Source organism: Haloarcula marina, assembly GCF_024218775.1.
GTDB classification, from domain to species: Archaea; Halobacteriota; Halobacteria; order Halobacteriales; family Haloarculaceae; genus Haloarcula; species Haloarcula marina.
Map to the genome: position 1 here is coordinate 1,271,980 of NZ_CP100404.1, position 15,515 is coordinate 1,287,494.

At 68.1% G+C, this 15,515-nt stretch carries 15 protein-coding genes; 8 read left to right on the forward strand and 7 right to left on the reverse strand.

Annotated elements, in window-relative coordinates:
- Positions 1 to 5: 5 nt before the first annotated feature.
- Entirely contained in the window at positions 6 to 824 is an 819-nt protein-coding gene (locus NJQ44_RS06630; RefSeq protein ID WP_254273896.1) for an SDR family NAD(P)-dependent oxidoreductase, read from the forward strand.
- Here the strand turns inward: NJQ44_RS06630 and NJQ44_RS06635 are convergent.
- The 5 genes from NJQ44_RS06635 to mct form a co-directional block, all read right to left on the reverse strand.
- Positions 821 to 1,891 carry an ArsA family ATPase gene (locus tag NJQ44_RS06635; RefSeq protein ID WP_254273897.1) on the reverse strand — a complete coding sequence of 357 codons (1,071 nt, stop codon included), beginning with the start codon at positions 1,889 to 1,891 and terminating at the stop codon, positions 821 to 823. The two genes, NJQ44_RS06630 and NJQ44_RS06635, sit on opposite strands and share 4 nt — an antisense overlap.
- A 50-nt stretch (positions 1,892 to 1,941) precedes the next feature.
- Positions 1,942 to 2,103, reverse strand: coding sequence for a DUF7563 family protein (locus NJQ44_RS19555; protein ID WP_431357787.1), 162 nt, complete (start codon positions 2,101 to 2,103; stop codon positions 1,942 to 1,944).
- An 89-nt stretch (positions 2,104 to 2,192) separates the two neighbouring features.
- Positions 2,193 to 4,637: an ATP-dependent DNA helicase gene (locus tag NJQ44_RS06640; protein WP_254273898.1), complete on the reverse strand. Its 2,445-nt coding sequence runs from the start codon at positions 4,635 to 4,637 to the stop codon at positions 2,193 to 2,195.
- A gap of 52 nt (positions 4,638 to 4,689) precedes the next feature.
- Complete coding sequence (locus NJQ44_RS06645) at positions 4,690 to 5,610, reverse strand: sodium:calcium antiporter (protein ID WP_254273899.1); 921 nt, start codon at positions 5,608 to 5,610, stop codon at positions 4,690 to 4,692.
- A gap of 60 nt (positions 5,611 to 5,670) precedes the next feature.
- The gene (mct, locus tag NJQ44_RS06650; RefSeq protein ID WP_254273900.1) at positions 5,671 to 6,861 is read right to left on the reverse strand and encodes a succinyl-CoA:mesaconate CoA-transferase; all 1,191 of its coding nucleotides are present in this window, start codon (positions 6,859 to 6,861) and stop codon (positions 5,671 to 5,673) included.
- A 121-nt stretch (positions 6,862 to 6,982) separates the two neighbouring features.
- Here mct and glmS point away from each other — a divergent pair, with 121 nt between their 5' ends.
- From glmS to NJQ44_RS06685, 7 genes are read left to right on the forward strand one after another with little or no spacing between them, the layout of a single operon-like run.
- Complete coding sequence (glmS, locus tag NJQ44_RS06655; RefSeq protein WP_254273901.1) at positions 6,983 to 7,423, forward strand: methylaspartate mutase subunit S; 441 nt, start codon at positions 6,983 to 6,985, stop codon at positions 7,421 to 7,423.
- 4 nt (positions 7,424 to 7,427) lie between these two features.
- The gene (locus tag NJQ44_RS06660) at positions 7,428 to 8,882 is read left to right on the forward strand and encodes a methylaspartate mutase subunit E (RefSeq protein WP_254273902.1); all 1,455 of its coding nucleotides are present in this window, start codon (positions 7,428 to 7,430) and stop codon (positions 8,880 to 8,882) included.
- The gene (locus tag NJQ44_RS06665; RefSeq protein WP_254273903.1) at positions 8,872 to 10,185 is read left to right on the forward strand and encodes a methylaspartate ammonia-lyase; all 1,314 of its coding nucleotides are present in this window, start codon (positions 8,872 to 8,874) and stop codon (positions 10,183 to 10,185) included. Before NJQ44_RS06660 ends, NJQ44_RS06665 begins: the two co-directional genes overlap by 11 nt.
- Positions 10,182 to 11,261, forward strand: a complete 1,080-nt coding sequence (gene mch, locus NJQ44_RS06670) for a 2-methylfumaryl-CoA hydratase (protein WP_254273904.1) — start codon at positions 10,182 to 10,184, stop codon at positions 11,259 to 11,261. Before NJQ44_RS06665 ends, mch begins: the two co-directional genes overlap by 4 nt.
- Positions 11,258 to 12,304 carry an L-malyl-CoA/beta-methylmalyl-CoA lyase gene (gene citE, locus NJQ44_RS06675; protein WP_254273905.1) on the forward strand — a complete coding sequence of 349 codons (1,047 nt, stop codon included), beginning with the start codon at positions 11,258 to 11,260 and terminating at the stop codon, positions 12,302 to 12,304. The genes mch and citE overlap by 4 nt, the downstream gene beginning before the upstream one ends.
- Positions 12,305 to 12,350: 46 nt before the next feature.
- Positions 12,351 to 13,370 (forward strand): ABC transporter ATP-binding protein, encoded by a 1,020-nt coding sequence (locus NJQ44_RS06680; RefSeq protein ID WP_254273906.1) that lies wholly within the window; start codon positions 12,351 to 12,353, stop codon positions 13,368 to 13,370.
- The gene (locus NJQ44_RS06685) at positions 13,367 to 14,155 is read left to right on the forward strand and encodes an ABC transporter permease (RefSeq protein WP_254273907.1); all 789 of its coding nucleotides are present in this window, start codon (positions 13,367 to 13,369) and stop codon (positions 14,153 to 14,155) included. Before NJQ44_RS06680 ends, NJQ44_RS06685 begins: the two co-directional genes overlap by 4 nt.
- A gap of 12 nt (positions 14,156 to 14,167) precedes the next feature.
- Here NJQ44_RS06685 and NJQ44_RS06690 read toward each other — a convergent pair whose 3' ends face one another.
- The gene (locus tag NJQ44_RS06690; RefSeq protein ID WP_254273908.1) at positions 14,168 to 15,286 is read right to left on the reverse strand and encodes a pyridoxal phosphate-dependent aminotransferase; all 1,119 of its coding nucleotides are present in this window, start codon (positions 15,284 to 15,286) and stop codon (positions 14,168 to 14,170) included.
- A 51-nt stretch (positions 15,287 to 15,337) separates the two neighbouring features.
- Positions 15,338 to 15,481, reverse strand: coding sequence for a hypothetical protein (locus NJQ44_RS06695; RefSeq protein ID WP_254273909.1), 144 nt, complete (start codon positions 15,479 to 15,481; stop codon positions 15,338 to 15,340).
- Positions 15,482 to 15,515 lie beyond the last annotated feature (34 nt).

Genomic DNA, 15,515 nt, shown 5'->3' on the forward strand with positions numbered 1-15,515 from the left:
CATCCATGGCTAAGACGGTGTTGATTACGGAAGCGGACTCGGCCGTCGGTCGGGCGACCGCCGAGGCGTTTCTGGACGACGACTGGACGGTGTGGGCGACCGCCCCTGACGAAGACGATATCGCGGACCTCGCCGACGCCGGGTGTCGGACCGCCGAACTGGACGTGACGAACGCCCGCGAGTGCGAACGCGTCGTCGAGGACGTGGTCGACGAGGCGGGGCGAATCGACTGCCTGGTGAACCGCGCCGGTGCGAGTCAGTTCGGGGCCGTCGAAGACATCTCGACCGCCGACCTCGAAGCGCAACTCGACGCGAACGTCCTCGGGCCGCACCGTCTCGTCCGCGAGGCGTTGCCCCACATGCGCGCCCGCGAAAACGGGACCATCGTCAACGTCTCAGGCGTGGTCGGCCAACTCGCGCTCCCGGGACAGGGGGCCGACGCCGCCTCGAAGTTCGCGCTCGAAGGCCTGAGCGACGCCCTACGGATGGAGGCCGCGGCCCACGACGTGGACGTGGTCGTCGTCGAACCGGGGCCAGTGGAGACGTACGACGAGGAGGAAGACGACGAGCGTGACACCGAGCGAACCGGCGCGTACGAGTGGCTCTATCGGACGCGCGAAGACGCGCGACTCGCGGGCGTCAGAGACGCGATATCGGTGACGCCGGGCGCGGTGGCACTGACGATTCGCGACGCCGCCAGCGCCAGCGACCCCGAACCGCGGTATCCGGTCGGCGAGGGCGCGAACCTTCTCCTTCTCGCACGGCACGTCCCCGCTCGCTGGCGAGACGCCGCGTTCTCGCTCGTCCGCCGACTGACCAACTAGTCGAGACAGGCGGCGACGACGGCCAGCAGTCGTTCGCCGTGGACCTCCTCGGCGAACAGGGGCACCCGCCGGACCTCGTGACCGCGGAACAGGTCCTGTGCGCGGGCCAGTGCGCCCTGCTGGACTTCCCACCGGCGAGCGCAGAACTCGCAGTCGTCGTGGTTCGGTCCGGCGATGTCCACGTCGTAGCCCAGCACCTCGCTCGGGTCTTGCATCACGCGATTGACGACGATAGTGCCGACGGGGATGCCGAACTCCCGAAGTTGGCCTAGCAACCGCTCGGACTCGACGACGGAGAGTTCTTCAGGGACCATCACGATGCGGAAGTCCGTCTTCGAGGGGTCCCGGAGAATCCCGCGCAGGTGTTCGATGCGCTCGCTCAGTTCCCGCAGGTCTTCGATACCCGCTTCGGGGTCCACGTCCTCGTCGTCGCCGCCGAACATCCCCGTGAGGTTGCCCATCATCCCCGAGAACCGCTCGCGGAGTTGGAGAATCTTCCCGACCATCGAGTCCATCGTCTCCGGGAGTTCGAGCAAGCGGAGGGTGTGGCCCGTCGGCGCGGTGTCGACCACGACGCGGTCGAACCGCGGGTCGTCCACGTAGTCCAGCAGGAGGCGCATCGCCGCCGCCTCGTCCGCGCCGGGCATCGACCCGCCGAGGAGGCCGTCGTCGCCGCCGACGGGACCCGTCCCGTCGCCCTCGCCGAGTGGCCCGCCCTCACCGCCGAGCATCCCGCCGAGGCCACCCAGCGCGTCTTCCTCCATGCCGAGCGGTCCCTCCCCGACGGCTTCTTCGGGGTCGATTTCGGCGGCGTACAGCGGCGTATCTTCGCGGATGCGTGTCGGGGTCGCCGGAATCTCGGTTTCGAGTGTGTCCGACAGCGAGTGTGCCGGGTCCGTCGAGACGACGAGCGTCGCCGTTCCGTCGCGCGCGGAGGCCAGCGCCGTCGCCGCCGCACACGTCGTCTTGCCGACGCCGCCTTTCCCGCCGTAGAGGACGTAGTCGGGGGCGTCGACGCCGGTCGGTGCGTCGATGTCGTCGACCGCTTGCACGTCGATGTCGCTCATACCTGTGCCTGTGGGTCACGACTTGTGTACTTCTCGAAAAGGGAGCGGCGTTACTGTCGCGAGGACCGCGCTTCTCGAACCTCCGCCCCGTCACGGAGTTTGTCTTCGCAGTTCGGGCAGACCCGCGGGCCGTGCGCCTCGGCAGACTCTGGTGTGAAAACCCGCACGTACTGCTCCGTTACGAACTCTCCACAGTTTTGACACTCGGGCATCCTTTGAAACACTCTAACGATTTTGTATATACTTTTTGTTGCCTACGAAATAATCCGGTTAATCACGGCGTCGAGACGCCCTGCGGGGCTTACGCGTGTCCGTCCCAGAACAGGTCGAGTTGTCCCGCGAGGAAGTCGGTGGTCATCCGTTTGAACTCCTCGCGTTCGCCTTCCGGGAGGAACCGGTAGACCGAGTGGCGGCCGTCGGGGGTGTACCGTCGGCCGACGAACGCGCGCACGCCGACTTCTTCAGTTCCGCGGATGACGCGCCCGATGGCCTGTCGAGAACGCCGAACCGCCGGGACGGTCAACGCGTATTCGAAGGCGTTCTCCTCACCGAACGCATCGCCATAGGCCCGCTGAACCGCCCGCACTCGGGGCGACCCGATGTTCACCAGTGGGACGCCGACGACGGCGCACGTCGACAGTTTCTCGCCGTCGTAGTCGACGCCCTCGGTCAGCGTCCCGCGCGTCGAGGTGACGAGCACCTTCCCCTCGCCGCTGATGAACGACTGTTTGCGTCGCTCCGTCTCCTCGTTGGTGGAGGACTCGTCGACGACGACGGGTTTCTCGACGGCCTCCTGTAGGTACGCACCCGCCCAGCGCGCTTCCCGGTAGTTCGGCATCGCGACCATGACGTTGCCGGGTGACCGAGCGAGCGCCCGCAACGCCTGCGCGTACTCGTCGCGTGTCGGGTTCCAGTTCTCCCCGAGCGGTTTCATGTCGTCGGGGTCGCCCCGGTTGCGCGCGGTGAACGGCCGCGCGTCGACGATATACGACGCGCGGTTTTCCGGCGGGAACCGGAGGTCGTAGGTCGCAGAGCGAACCGACCGCGTCAGGTCGTCCTCGTCGTCGCCGTCGTCGGTTTCGGCCAGCGCGTCCAACCCCGAGACACGCGTGAACACGTCCATCGGCTCCAACGTCGCGCTCATCAGCACGCCGCCGCCCAACTCGTCGAAGACGTCCCGCAGCGCCAGCGCTGGCATGCAGTTGTAACAGAGCAGTCCGGGCGTGTAGACGGCCTCGTAGTCGGCGTCGGTAGTCCGCCCCTCGTTCGGCGAGTATTCGAGTTCTATCTCCCGCAGGAACGTCGAGTGGTCCCGTTCCCACCACTGTCCGGCGATGACGCCGACGGCCGCACAGACGGGCTGGCGCGTCAGACCGAGTTGGTCGATGGCGTCCTCGACGGCCGCGCCGATTTTCGAGAGCGAGCGCCACAACTGCCCGTCGTACCCTTTCTGCTCGGCCCACTGTGTCAGTTCGTCCTGCTCGACGGTGTCGGGGTCCCGGAGCGGAATCTCGCGGTCCCGTTCGGGGAGCATTCCGGGATTCGCCCGCCAGCCCTCGTGTTCCGCGTCGAGGAACGACCCCACGCGGTCGTCCAGCCATCGTCCCAAGTCGTCGTAGAACTTCCGGGCGTGGTCGACGGCTTCCAGCGGCACTTCGCGGGCCGACAGCACTTCGCGGACCTGTTTCTTGTGGTCGGCGCTCTGCTGGGCGCGCTGGACGAGGAGGTTGCAGTCGTTGCGCGCCTGCGTGATGGTCTGTTTCCCGAGTCGGTCCGAGAGGAGGTCACGAACGCGCTCTTCGAGGCGGTGGGCCTCGTCGACGACGACGAACGTGCGGTCGTCGAGAACCGACGACAGCAGGGGACGGGCCGTCGGGTCGAACAGGTGGTTGTAGTTGCCGACCACCACGTCCGCGCGTTCCAGCATCACGCTCATCACGCGATGGGGGCAGGTCCCGCGCTCGACGGCCGCCGGGAGGTAGTTCTCCAGCGTGACCACGTTGTTCGGTCCCGCCGAGAAGTCCACCGGAGACCCCTTGTTCCGGGCGTACCAGTCGGCCTCGAAGGGGCAGTACAGCGGCGGGTCGTCGCTCTCGGCCATCGACTCCGGGGCGGTCGGTTGGTCCGGTCGGTACGGCGAGGCCGCGCCTGCCGTCGAGAGCGTGTCCTCGCCGAGTCGGGTCTGTGAGACGGCGTCGGGGCGGGCCGCCGCCGCGAGGTCCTGTCCCTTCCGCGGGTCCCACCACTGGTCCTCGTCGTCGATGTCGCTCTGGATGGCTGTCTCGGCGACGGCAGCCCCGTCGCCGCGCCCGTCGTCCTCGACGAGGCGGGCCGTCGCTTCCCGCAGGTCCTCACAGCGGTCGTGCGTCCCCACGTCCTCGGGGAACTTCCCCTCGCGCCCGTACGGACAGAGGTCTGTCTTGCCCACCAGCGCGATGCCGTCGAGGGGGTCCTCGACGCCCGCGTTCAGCGTCCGCAGGTCGTCGACGAACTGCTGTAACTGCTGTTTGACCGGCGTGACGACGACGACGCGGTCGTAGAGGTCCGTATCGTTGACGAGGTGAGCGGCGGCAGTCAGCGCTGCCATCGTCTTGCCAGTCCCGCAGGGGCCTTCCATCGCGAGGAAGCCGCGCGACTTCCCGGCCTCGATAGCCCGCTCTATCGCGTCGGCTTGGTTCTCGTACGGGGCGTCGAAGCCGAAGTACTGCCGCCACGACTCGCCGCCCGCCGAGGCCGTATCCCGCATCGGGACAGGGTTGGGCGGCCCGGTATTTGAACCGCCGGGTTCGACTATCCGCTCACAACACCAGGAAACTAGGGAGGTAGAGCGCCAGACAGACGACGGCCGCGCGGCGGTCGATGCCCCGTCGCCAGTAGAACAGGCCGAGGACGGCGATGGAGACACCGAGCATGTACAGCAGCGACGGCATGATGGTCGCGGGGTCGCCCACCGCAACGTCGAAGAAGACGGCCCCGATACCCAGCGAGAAGACGGGGTCGGTGATGTTGCTACCGAGAATCGACCCGACGGAGATGCCGCTCCGCCCCTCGTAGGCCGCGATACCCGCGATGAAGATTTCGGGCAGAGTCGTCCCGAGGCCGGTCAGCAGACCGATGAAAAACTCCGAGAGGCCGACCACTCTGGCGATGGCGACGCCGTTCGTGACCATCAGTTGCCCGCCGACGACGACCAACAGCAGACCCCCCAGAATCCACGGGAGGGTCTCGCGCGGCGACCGGGGTTCCTCGATGACTTCCTCGGTAATCTCCTCGCCGCCCTCGTTGGTGTACAGCGTGTAGATGAACTGGACGTACGCGAGCATCATCAACAGGCCCTCGGCGCGGCCGATGACGCCGTCGTCCAGCGTCAGAATCATGATTATCATCGCGAGAATCATCGCCGTCCCGTAGACGAGGACGCTCCGGCGCTCGACGACGAACGGGGAAACGAACGCGACGACGGCGATGGCGAGCGTAATTTGGGCCGTCTCGGACCCGACGATGTTGCCGACGACGAGGTCGCCAGCGCCGTAGAAGGCCGCGTATATCGAGGTGACCATCTCCGGGACGGACGTACCCACGGAGACGACGGTCACCCCGATGAAGAAGGGCGAGACGCCGTAGTACAGCGCGAGGTCGCCAGACGCGGTGACCGCGCGGTCCGCGCCGACGACGAGGGCCGCCAACCCGACCAGAAACAGGGCCACCTCGACGAGCATCGTCTGAAGTGACAGTCGGGTAGAGGTAAAGCGTTGGCGTCGGCCCCAGTGCCGCCGCCGTCAGTCGTCGCTCTCGGCCGGTTGTCGGTCCCCCGCCGACTCGGTCTCCCCTAGGAGTTCCTCGCGATGTTCGTCAAGCAGGGGCGCACGTCCCCGCGGACGCGGGTTCGTCTGGCTCATCTTGATGGGGCTTCCGGCGACGGTCATCTCGCCGTCGGCCCCCGGTTGCGCCACGTCGGCCAGCATCTCCCGTGCGTGGACGTGCGGGTCCGCGAACACGTCGGCGGTGTCCTGCACCGGCGCGGCGGGGACGCGGCCGTCGAGCAGTTCGAGCAGTTCGTCGCTCGTCTGCTGGCGGGTCCACGCCGCCAACTCCGCGCGCAACTGCTCGCGGTGTTCGAGGCGGTCCGGCGTCGTCGGGTACTCTGCGGCGAGGTCGGGGCGGTCCATCGCCTCACAGAGGGTCTGCCAGTGGCGGTCGTTGAACGCCGCGATGACCACGTGGCCGTCGGCGGCCTCGAAGGCGTCGTACGGGAACAGCGTCGGGTGGGAGTTGCCCTGCCGGGTCGGCGACTCGCCGTCACAGGAGTACTGATAGACGCTCCGCTCGGCCAGCGACACCATCGCGTCGTACATCGCGGTGTCGACGTACTGGCCCTCGCCCGTTCGCTCGCGGTGGTGGACGGCCGCGAGGATGCCCACGGCGTTCAGCGCCGCGGTGAAGATGTCGCCGACGCCCGGCCCCACCTTCGTCGGTGGGCCGTCTTCGGGGCCAGTTATCTCCATGACGCCGCCCAAGGCCTGGGCGATGAGGTCGAACGACGGTTGGCCCTGTCGGTGTGTCTCACCCGTGCGCGGGTCGCCGAAGCCCCGAATCGAGGAGTAGATTAGCTGTGGGTTCCGCTCGCGGAGCGTCTCGTAGCCGAGGTCGAACTTCTCCATCGTCCCGGCCTTGAAGTTCTCGACGACCACGTCGGCCCGGTCGACCAGCGAGAGGAACGCCGCGCGGTCCTCGTCGGTCCGCAGGTCGAGTTCCAGCGAGCGCTTGCCGCGGTTGACGCTCTGGAAGTAGCCACCGTAGGCCTCCGCGTCGGGGTCGGAGACGAACGGCGGGTTCGACCGAATCATGTCGCCGCCGGGTCGCTCGACCTTTACCACGTCCGCGCCCATGTCCGCGAGCAGCATCGTGCAGTACGGTCCGGACAGGACTTGCGTCAGGTCGAGCACACGCAAGTCGGCAAGCGCACCCATGCAACAGGGGACCGGTCGGACCCTGATAAACTTTGGTGATAAATCATTATATATTCTCTAAGGGCATATTATCATGAAAGACCATTAAGTTTATACGGTCGCCGTGAGCACCCAGTAGTACATGCCCCGGACCGTCATTCTCGGCGTGATTGGATCCGACGCCCACGTCGTCGGTATCACGATTCTCGAGCAGGCGCTCTCGGCCGCTGGCTTCGAGGTCGAAAACCTCGGTGTCCAGACGTCACAGGCCGAGTTCGTCGACGCTGCTAAGTCTCACGACGCCGAGGCTGTACTGGTCTCCTCGCTGTACGGGCACGCCCGGCAGGACTGCGAGGGGTTCCACGACCGGCTTACGGAGGCGGGACTCGACGTCCTGACCTACGTCGGCGGGAACCTCGCGGTCGGCCAAGACGACTTCGAGACCACTCGCGAGACGTTCCGCGAGATGGGCTTCGACCGCGTCTTCGACGCGGAGACCGACCCCGAAGAGGCTATCGCCACCCTCCGGCGCGACCTCAACGTCACCACCACAGAGGGCGAACGGGTCAGGGTCGACAGCTAAGGCCATGCCCACGGACACGCCACTCCCCACCGACGAGCTACAGCGTATCGCCAACGACTTGCGGGACGACTGGCCGACCGGCCGACAGGTCGACTTCGAGGAGGCCGTCGACTTCCACGAGTCGCTGCCAGCGGGCAAGCGGTTCGCCCGCGTCCTCGAAACGGCGGACCAGCCGCTCCTCCAACCCCGCGCCGGGGTTCCCTGTCTGGAAGCCCAGATAGACCTCCTGCGCTATCTGCAGGACGAGGGCGGCGCGGACCTCCTGCCGACGACCATCGACTCCTACACGCGGGACAACCAGTACGAGAAAGCGGAAGAAGGCCTCGCGGCCTCGCGCAACAGCGAGACGGACGAACTGAACGGCTTTCCGGCCGTCAACCACGGCGTCGAGGACTGCCGCCGCCTCGTCCGGGCGCTCGATACACCCATCGAAGTTCGCCACGGCACGCCCGACGCGCGCCTGCTGGCGATGGTCACCCTCGCGGGGGGCTTCCAGTCCTTCGAGGGCGGCCCCATCTCGTACAACATCCCGTACACGAAACGGCACGACTTGGCGACGACCATCGAACACTGGCAGTTCGTGGACCGCCTCTGCGGCGCGTACACCGAGCGCGGCGTCACCATCAACCGCGAACCGTTCGGCCCGCTGACCGGGACGCTCGTTCCGCCGTGTATCGCCATCGCGGTGATGCTCGTCGAGGGACAGCTCGCGGCGACGCAGGGCGTCCGGTCGCTCACGCTGGGTTACGGGCAGGTCGGCAACGTCGTCCAAGACGTGGCCGCGCTCCGCACGCTCAGGAAACTCGGCGAGGAGTACCTGCCCGACGCCGTCACGGTCACCACCGTCTTCCACGAGTGGATGGGCGGATTCCCGCCCGACGAGGCCCGCGCGAACGGCGTCATCAGCCTCGGCGGCGCGACGGCGGCCGTCGCCAAACCGGACAAGGTCATCACCAAGTCCGCACAGGAGTTCCAGGGCGTCCCGACGAAGGAGGCCAACGCCGCCGGACTCCGGACGACGAGACAGCTAATCGATATGATGATAGAGCAAGACATCGAACTCGGCGGCATCGAGGAGGAACAACGCCTCATCGAGCGGGCCACACGCGCGCTCATGGACGCCATCTACGACGCCGGCGACGGCGACGTGGCGCGAGGGGTCTGTCGCGCGTTCGAGACCGGCGCGCTGGACGTGCCATTCGCGCCCAGCGACGCCGCGGCGGGGGCAGTCCTCCCGGCCCGCGACGACGATGGCCGGGTCCGCATCTTCGAGTTCGCCGACCTCGCGTTGCCCGACGACATCAAACAGACCCACAAGGCCCGACTGGGCGAACGCGCCCGCACGGAGGGCCGCGACCAGTCGTTCCGGATGGTCGCCGACGACGTGGACGCCATCAGCGACGGGAAACTCATCGGTCGACCGACCGGCGGACGGGGAGGCAAGAGCGATGCGGATTGAGGCGATTCGCGCCTATCCGGGCCTCTCCGGCTTTTTCTTCGACGACCAGCGGGCCATCAAGGACGGCGCGACCCAGCAGGGGTTCGCCTACGACGGCGCGCCGGTCACCGAGGGGTTCGACCGGGTGCGAGAGGCCGGTGAGTGTCTCATCGTGGAACTCGAACTCGCCGACGGGTCGGTGGTCACGGGCGACTGCGCCGCGGTCCAGTACTCCGGTGCGGGCGGGCGAGACCCGCTCTTTCGGGCCAGCGAGTACCGGCCGGTCGTGGAGGGCGTCGTCGCCGACGCCCTGCGCGGGCGGGACGCGACGCTGTTCCGCGAGAACGCCGAGACGCTCGAAGCCATCGACCCCGCGCGCTCGGGCGGCGACCGCCTGCACACGGCGGTCCGGTACGGCGTCTCTCAAGCCCTGCTGAACGCCGCCGCTCGGGCGCGCGGACAGACGCCGACGGCGGTGCTCGCAGCGGCCTACGACACCGAACCCGCGACGCGTCCGGTCCCCGTCTTCGGCCAGTCGGGCGACGAGCGCCGGACCAACGCGGAGAAGATGCTCATCAAGGGCGTTCCGGTCCTCCCCCACGGCCTGTTCAACAGCGTCGAGAAGGTCGGTGAATCGGGGGAGGGACTGCGCGACTACCTCGCGTGGCTCTCGGACCGCGCGGGCGAACTCGGCCCCGAGAGCTACGCCCCGCGGTTCCACGTCGACGTGTACGGCATCCTCGGAAAGGTGTTCGGCCCGCCGTACGACCGGGCCGAGGTCACGGACTACTTCGAGACGCTTCGAGAGGCCGCCGCGCCGTACCCCCTCCAGGTCGAGGGGCCGATGGACGCTGGCGGCCGGGCGGCCCAAATCGAACAGATGGCCGAACTGCGCGACGGCCTGCGGAGCGCGGGAGTCGCCGTCGACATCGTCGCCGACGAGTGGTGCAACACCTTCGAGGACGTGCGGGCGTTCGTCGACGCGGGCGCGGCGGACGTGGTGCAGGTGAAGACGCCCGACTTGGGCGGTGTCCAGCGCTCCGCGGAGGCGGTGCTGTACTGCGACGGTACGGACACCCGCGCGTACCTCGGCGGGACGTGCAACGAAACGGTCACCTCGGCGCGGGCCTGCGCCCACGTCGCCCTGGCCACCGACGCCGCCCAAGTCCTCGCCAAGCCCGGGATGGGCTTCGACGAGGGATTCATGGTCGTCACGAACGAGATGCGGCGGGCGCTCGCACGGATGGGAACGACCCGCGGGCACGCCGCCGGGCGACCGGACGATAGCCGCGAGGCGCGACCCGACGGGGGGACGGACCGATGACGGACTGGTCGGCCCCCGACGCCATCGACTGCGCCGACGAGTCGACGTTCGAGACGCTCCTCGACCGCGCCGAGACCCGGGAGAAGGGCCACTACTTCGAGTTCTTCGAGAACGGCGACGAACTCGTCCACGACCCCGGACTCCGCCTCTCACAGCACGGCAGCGAGCAGTGGATGGGCCAGACGCTCAATCACGACCCGGCGTACTGGCGGCCCGACGCCGCCCGCGAACGGGGGTTCGACGACCCGCCGGTCCACCCGGACTACCTCCTCGCCTGCGTGATGGGCATCACCGTCGAGGACCTCTCGGAGAAGGGCGGGTACTTCCTCGGTCGCACGAACGTGGAGTTCCACCGGACCGCGTACCCGGGGACGGAACTCGCCGTCTCCTCCCGCGTCGTCGGGACGCGGACCTCCTCCTCGCGGCCGAACTACGGCATCGTGACGTGGGAGACGGAGGGCCGCGACCGGGTGACCGGCGAGACGCTGGTGACCTACGAGCGGACGAACATGATTCCGCGGCGGGAACCGACGGCGACGGACGGTGGAACGGCCGAGAAGCACCCGGAACCCGACGGCGGTCCCGACCTCCCGGAGACGCTCATAGCTCCCGACGGCGAGTACTTCGAGGACTTCCGCGACGCACTGCGGCGCTCACGGACGAAGTCGGCGGCCGTCGCGTACCGCCACGAACGCGGGCGGACGATGGACGACCAACTGGTCGCGGGTCTGCCGCTGGCGACGCTCAACACCGCCCGTCAGCACCACAACCGCGACGAGATGGCCGACTCGCCGTCGGGCGACATCGTGGCCTACGGCGACGTGACTCGCTCTATCGCGCTGGCGCACGCCCGCTCCGACGAGGCGACCTACCGCGAACGTCGCTTCGACGACGAGCGGTTCCACTCGTTCGTCACGCTCGGCGACACCGTCTACGGGTTCACCCGCGTCCTCGACTGCGACGGTGATTCGGGTCCCGACGACGCGGGCGCGGTCACCTTCGAACACGTCGCCTTCAATCAGCACAGCACCCCGGTCTACTCCGGCCGGAGAACTGCACTCGTTCACCGACAATGACCGACACACGACTCTGCCGAACCTTCCAGACCGCACCCGCTGCCGTCCCCCGGGACAACAGCGCGAAGTTCCTCGATTCGGGCCTCACCAGCGAGGGGTTCCAGACCCCCGATTGGCTCGTGCCGGACATCGAAGACGGGACGGCCCCGTCGATGAAAGCCGAGGCCGTCGACAACATCGTCGACCGCCTGCCCGACCACGCGCCCGACTTCGCCGGGAAGATTCTCCCGCGCGTCGAGTGGGCCTACGACGGCCCCGAGTTCCGCGAGCGCGGGACCGAACAGGTCCGTCGCCTCGCGAGCGAGGTGGGCGAACACCTCGACGGCATCGTCTTCCCGAAGGTCGGCCGCCTCGAAAACGTCCGGGACGCCGCCGGGGTGCTGGCCGACGCCGAACGCGAGGCGGGCCTCGACGACGGGGCCTTGGAGATGGCCATCATCCTTGAAACCGCGGCCGCCCGGTCGGACCTTCGGGAAATCTGCCAGTTCGCGGCCGATTCCAGACTGTCGGGCATCGTCTTCGGCCCCGTCGACTACACGGCGGAACTGGGCGGCCGGGCGCTCCACGGCGAGCGACCGCGCTGGGACGGCCTGCTCGAAGCCCTCTCGAACGAGACGAGCGCCGTCGACCTCGTCGCTATCGGCGGCCCCTTCGACCAACTGTTCCACGAACGGGCGGGTGTCACCTACTACAACGCCGAGGGCTACGCCGACCAAGTGGAACGCGAGGCCACCATCGGCATCGACGGGTCGTGGTCGCTCCACCCCAAACAGACCGTCCAGGCCAACCGCATCCACATGCCCACGACGGAGGAACTGGACCGCGACCTCACGAAGATAGAGGCCTTCAACGACGCCAAGCGCGAGGGGACGGGGGCCGTCGTCGTCGACGGGCAGATGGTCGACGAGGCCACCTACAAGAACTTCGCCAACACCGTCGTGAAGGTCCGTGCCATCGACGAGGCCCACCCCGGACAGACGAGCGAATTCTACGACGACGCGCTCTTAGAGCGGGCGCTGACCGTCGACCTCGTGTTCAACTGACGCTCGCGGACCAACCCTCAAGCCCGTCCGGCCCGTCGAGACGGCAATGGCAGCCATCGAAGTCGACGGACTGACGCGGCGCTACGGCGACCTCGTCGCTGTCGACGACGTTTCCTTTTCCGTGGCCGAGGGCGAGATTCTCGGCTTGCTCGGCCCCAACGGCGCGGGCAAGTCGACGCTCGTCAACACGCTGTGTACCCTCCTCCGACCCAGCGAGGGGACCGCCCGCGTCGCGGGCCACGACGTGCGCACCGACCCCGGCGGCGTGCGCGGGAGCATCGGCGTCGTGTTTCAGGAACCGGCGCTCGACGAGGAACTCACCGGCGTCGAGAACCTCCGCTTTCACGCCCGTCTGTACGGGATTCGGAGAGCCGAGCGCACGGCGCGGATGCGGGCGGTGCTGGACCTCGTGGACCTCGCCGACGATGCCAACAAACCGGCCGGCGAGTATTCGGGGGGCATGGCCCGCCGTCTCGAACTCGCGCGCGGTCTGCTCCACGAACCGTCGGTCCTCTTTCTGGACGAACCGACCGTCGGACTGGACGCGGGCACGCGCAAGACCGTCCGGGAGTACATTGCCCGTCTGAACCGCGAAGCGGGCGTCACCGTCGTCCTGACGACCCACTACATGGAGGAAGCCGACGCGCTCTGTGACCGGGTCGCCATCGTCGACGACGGGAACGTGGTCGCCCTCGATACGCCCGACGCGCTGAAACACGGCCTCGGCGGGGACGTGGTCCGTCTCGGGACGGACGACCCGGCGGCCGTCACGCGCGCCGTCGGCGACGAACCGTGGGTCCGGTCCGTGACGACCACAGCGGACGGCGTGGACGTGGGCGTCGACGACGGCGAACACCGGGTCGCGGCGCTTGTCACCGCGGCCAGCGAGGTAGCGGGCGTACAGACCGTCTCCGTCGACCGGCCAACGCTGGAACGTGTGTTCCTCTCGCTGACGGGCCGGACCGTCGACGAGGCGGAGGCCGAGATGGGGGAGACACCACAGAAGGCCTCTGCGAGAGCAGACGGCGACGGTCGAAGCGGCAAGAGCGACGGGGAGGAACGATGACGGATTCGTCCGCCCGTCTCACTCGCGAGGCGGTGGCCGTCTACGGCCTCTGGAAGCGCGACCTCGTGCGGTTCTGGCGGGCCAAGAGCCGCGTCGTCGGCCTCCTGTTGGGACCGTTCTTCATCCTCGTGTTCTTCGGGTTCGGGTTCAGCGACGCCCGATTCGGGTCCATCCCGTCGTCGCTGTCGTATCTGGACTACCTCGTCCCCGGCATCCTCGGGTTCACGATGCTGTTCTCGGCGTCGTTCACGGGCCTGGCCGTCCTCTCTGACCGCGAAGTCGGCTTCCTGAAGGAGATTCTGGTCGCGCCGGTGAGTCGGACGGCCGTCGTCGTCGGGCGCATCGCTGGCGGCGCGACGACGACGATGTTGCAGGCGCTGCTCATCCTCGCGCTCGCCGTGCCGCTGGGCTTCCGTCCGCGGTCGCTGGTCGGCGTCGCCCTCGCCGTCGTCTTTCTCGTCCTCATCGCGGCGACGTTCATCGGTCTCGGGTTGGCGATGGCTTCGCAGTTCAAGGACACGCAGGGGTACAACCTCATCATCAACTTCGCGCTGTTTCCGCTGGCGTTCCTCTCCGGGGCGTTCTACCCGTTGTCGAACCTGCCGCTCCCGATTCAGGTCGTCGGCTACCTCAACCCCCTCACCTACGGCGTCGACGGCTTGCGAGGGGCGTTGGTCGGCTACTCCGAGCGAGCGCTCGTCTTGGACCTCGGGGCGATGGTCGTCGCGGCCGTCGTGACGGTGGCGCTCGGTGCGGCGCTGTTCCGGCGCGTCGAAGCGGTGTAGCCGTGTTCCGTCTCAGTCGAAGAAGTCCGCCAGTCGCGCCGTGGCTGTCTCGACGCGGTCGGTCATCATCGCGAACCGTATCCAGTCGGCGCGCGAGTCGCCGAACGCCGCACCCGGCATCCCCGCGACGCCCCCTTCGTCGACGAGTTCGAAGACGTTCTCGAAACTCCCCGGAAAGCCGGGGAATCGGGCCATGACGTAGAAGCCGCCGTCGGGGCGGTTGTACTCTGCACCAACATCCGCAAGCGCGTCACAGAAGGTATCGATGCGCCGTTGCAGACGGCGACGGCTGGCGGCGTAGTAGTCGGGGCTGGTCGTCTGCAAGGCGCGGAGGACGGCGTACTGTGCGGGGCGACTCCCTGAGACGTTCGTGAGCATGTGCCGCGTCTGCGCGCGGTCCAGCAGTTCGCCGTGCGGGCCGTCCGCGGGCGGGAACACGGCGTAGCCGACGCGGAACCCGGTAATCGCCATCGACTTCGAGAAGGAGTTGGTGGCGACGACGTTCGGCGAGTCGAAGCGGAGCGCCGACGCGAACCGCCCGGCGTAGTCGAAGTGGTCGTACACCTCGTCGCTGACCAGCAGGGCGTCGTTGGCCTCGGCGATGTCGACGAACGCTCTCATCGCGTCGGCGTCGTAGACTGCGCCCGTCGGGTTGTTCGGCGAGTTGACGACGATGACGGCGGTGTCCTCGCTGGCGGCCGCGCGCACGGCCGCCGGGTCGAGTCGCCCGTCGTCGTCGACGGGGACGAACGACATCTCGGCCCCGACGAAGTTGACGCGCCCGGCGTAGTAGGGGTACACGGGGTCGGTGAGCAGGACTTCCTCGCCCGGAAAGTGGTCGAGTCCGCCGGTCATGGCGAGGTGGTTCGCCCCGCCAGCCCCGTTGGTGACGACGACGCGGTCCCGGTCGACGCCGCGCCGGGCCGCTATCTCCTCACGGAGTTCCGTCAGCCCGGGACTGGGGGCGTACTGATACTCGTCGACGCCAGCCTCGGCGTAGTCTCGAAGCGCGTCCCGAAGCCCCTCGGGCGGGTCCCAGTCGGGGTTGCCCGAGACCATGTCGACGACGTCCCGGTCTGCCTCCGCCGCGTACTGCATGACCCGGAAGAACTGGGGCGTCTCGTAGTCCATACGCGCTCTGCGGACGCGGCCATCCTGTGTCTTTCCGTTGTGTCTGCGTGCTCACTGCCGAACGTACAGCGTCACGACGCCCAACACGAGGAGCAGGCCGCCCCAGAGGAAGTCTGACCCGGGGAGGAAGCCGAGCAGGAGCGTCACGATTCCCGAGGACAAGAGCGACCATCCGACCGTCGTCTGGTAGGACATACGACACGTCGTCGTTCCATACTGAAAGGTTCCG

Excerpts from the sequence above, each read along its gene's own strand:
- NJQ44_RS06630 (WP_254273896.1), top strand. The coding sequence starts at position 6 with ATGGCTAAGACGGTGTTGATTACGGAAGCGGACTCGGCCGTCGGTCGG.
- NJQ44_RS06635 (WP_254273897.1), bottom strand. The coding sequence starts at position 1,891 with ATGAGCGACATCGACGTGCAAGCGGTCGACGACATCGACGCACCGACC.
- NJQ44_RS19555 (WP_431357787.1), bottom strand. The coding sequence starts at position 2,103 with ATGCCCGAGTGTCAAAACTGTGGAGAGTTCGTAACGGAGCAGTACGTG.
- NJQ44_RS06640 (WP_254273898.1), bottom strand. The coding sequence starts at position 4,637 with ATGCGGGATACGGCCTCGGCGGGCGGCGAGTCGTGGCGGCAGTACTTC.
- NJQ44_RS06645 (WP_254273899.1), bottom strand. The coding sequence starts at position 5,610 with ATGCTCGTCGAGGTGGCCCTGTTTCTGGTCGGGTTGGCGGCCCTCGTC.
- mct (WP_254273900.1), bottom strand. The coding sequence starts at position 6,861 with ATGGGTGCGCTTGCCGACTTGCGTGTGCTCGACCTGACGCAAGTCCTG.
- glmS (WP_254273901.1), top strand. The coding sequence starts at position 6,983 with ATGCCCCGGACCGTCATTCTCGGCGTGATTGGATCCGACGCCCACGTC.
- NJQ44_RS06660 (WP_254273902.1), top strand. The coding sequence starts at position 7,428 with ATGCCCACGGACACGCCACTCCCCACCGACGAGCTACAGCGTATCGCC.
- NJQ44_RS06665 (WP_254273903.1), top strand. The coding sequence starts at position 8,872 with ATGCGGATTGAGGCGATTCGCGCCTATCCGGGCCTCTCCGGCTTTTTC.
- mch (WP_254273904.1), top strand. The coding sequence starts at position 10,182 with ATGACGGACTGGTCGGCCCCCGACGCCATCGACTGCGCCGACGAGTCG.
- citE (WP_254273905.1), top strand. The coding sequence starts at position 11,258 with ATGACCGACACACGACTCTGCCGAACCTTCCAGACCGCACCCGCTGCC.
- NJQ44_RS06680 (WP_254273906.1), top strand. The coding sequence starts at position 12,351 with ATGGCAGCCATCGAAGTCGACGGACTGACGCGGCGCTACGGCGACCTC.
- NJQ44_RS06685 (WP_254273907.1), top strand. The coding sequence starts at position 13,367 with ATGACGGATTCGTCCGCCCGTCTCACTCGCGAGGCGGTGGCCGTCTAC.
- NJQ44_RS06690 (WP_254273908.1), bottom strand. The coding sequence starts at position 15,286 with ATGGACTACGAGACGCCCCAGTTCTTCCGGGTCATGCAGTACGCGGCG.
- NJQ44_RS06695 (WP_254273909.1), bottom strand. The coding sequence starts at position 15,481 with ATGTCCTACCAGACGACGGTCGGATGGTCGCTCTTGTCCTCGGGAATC.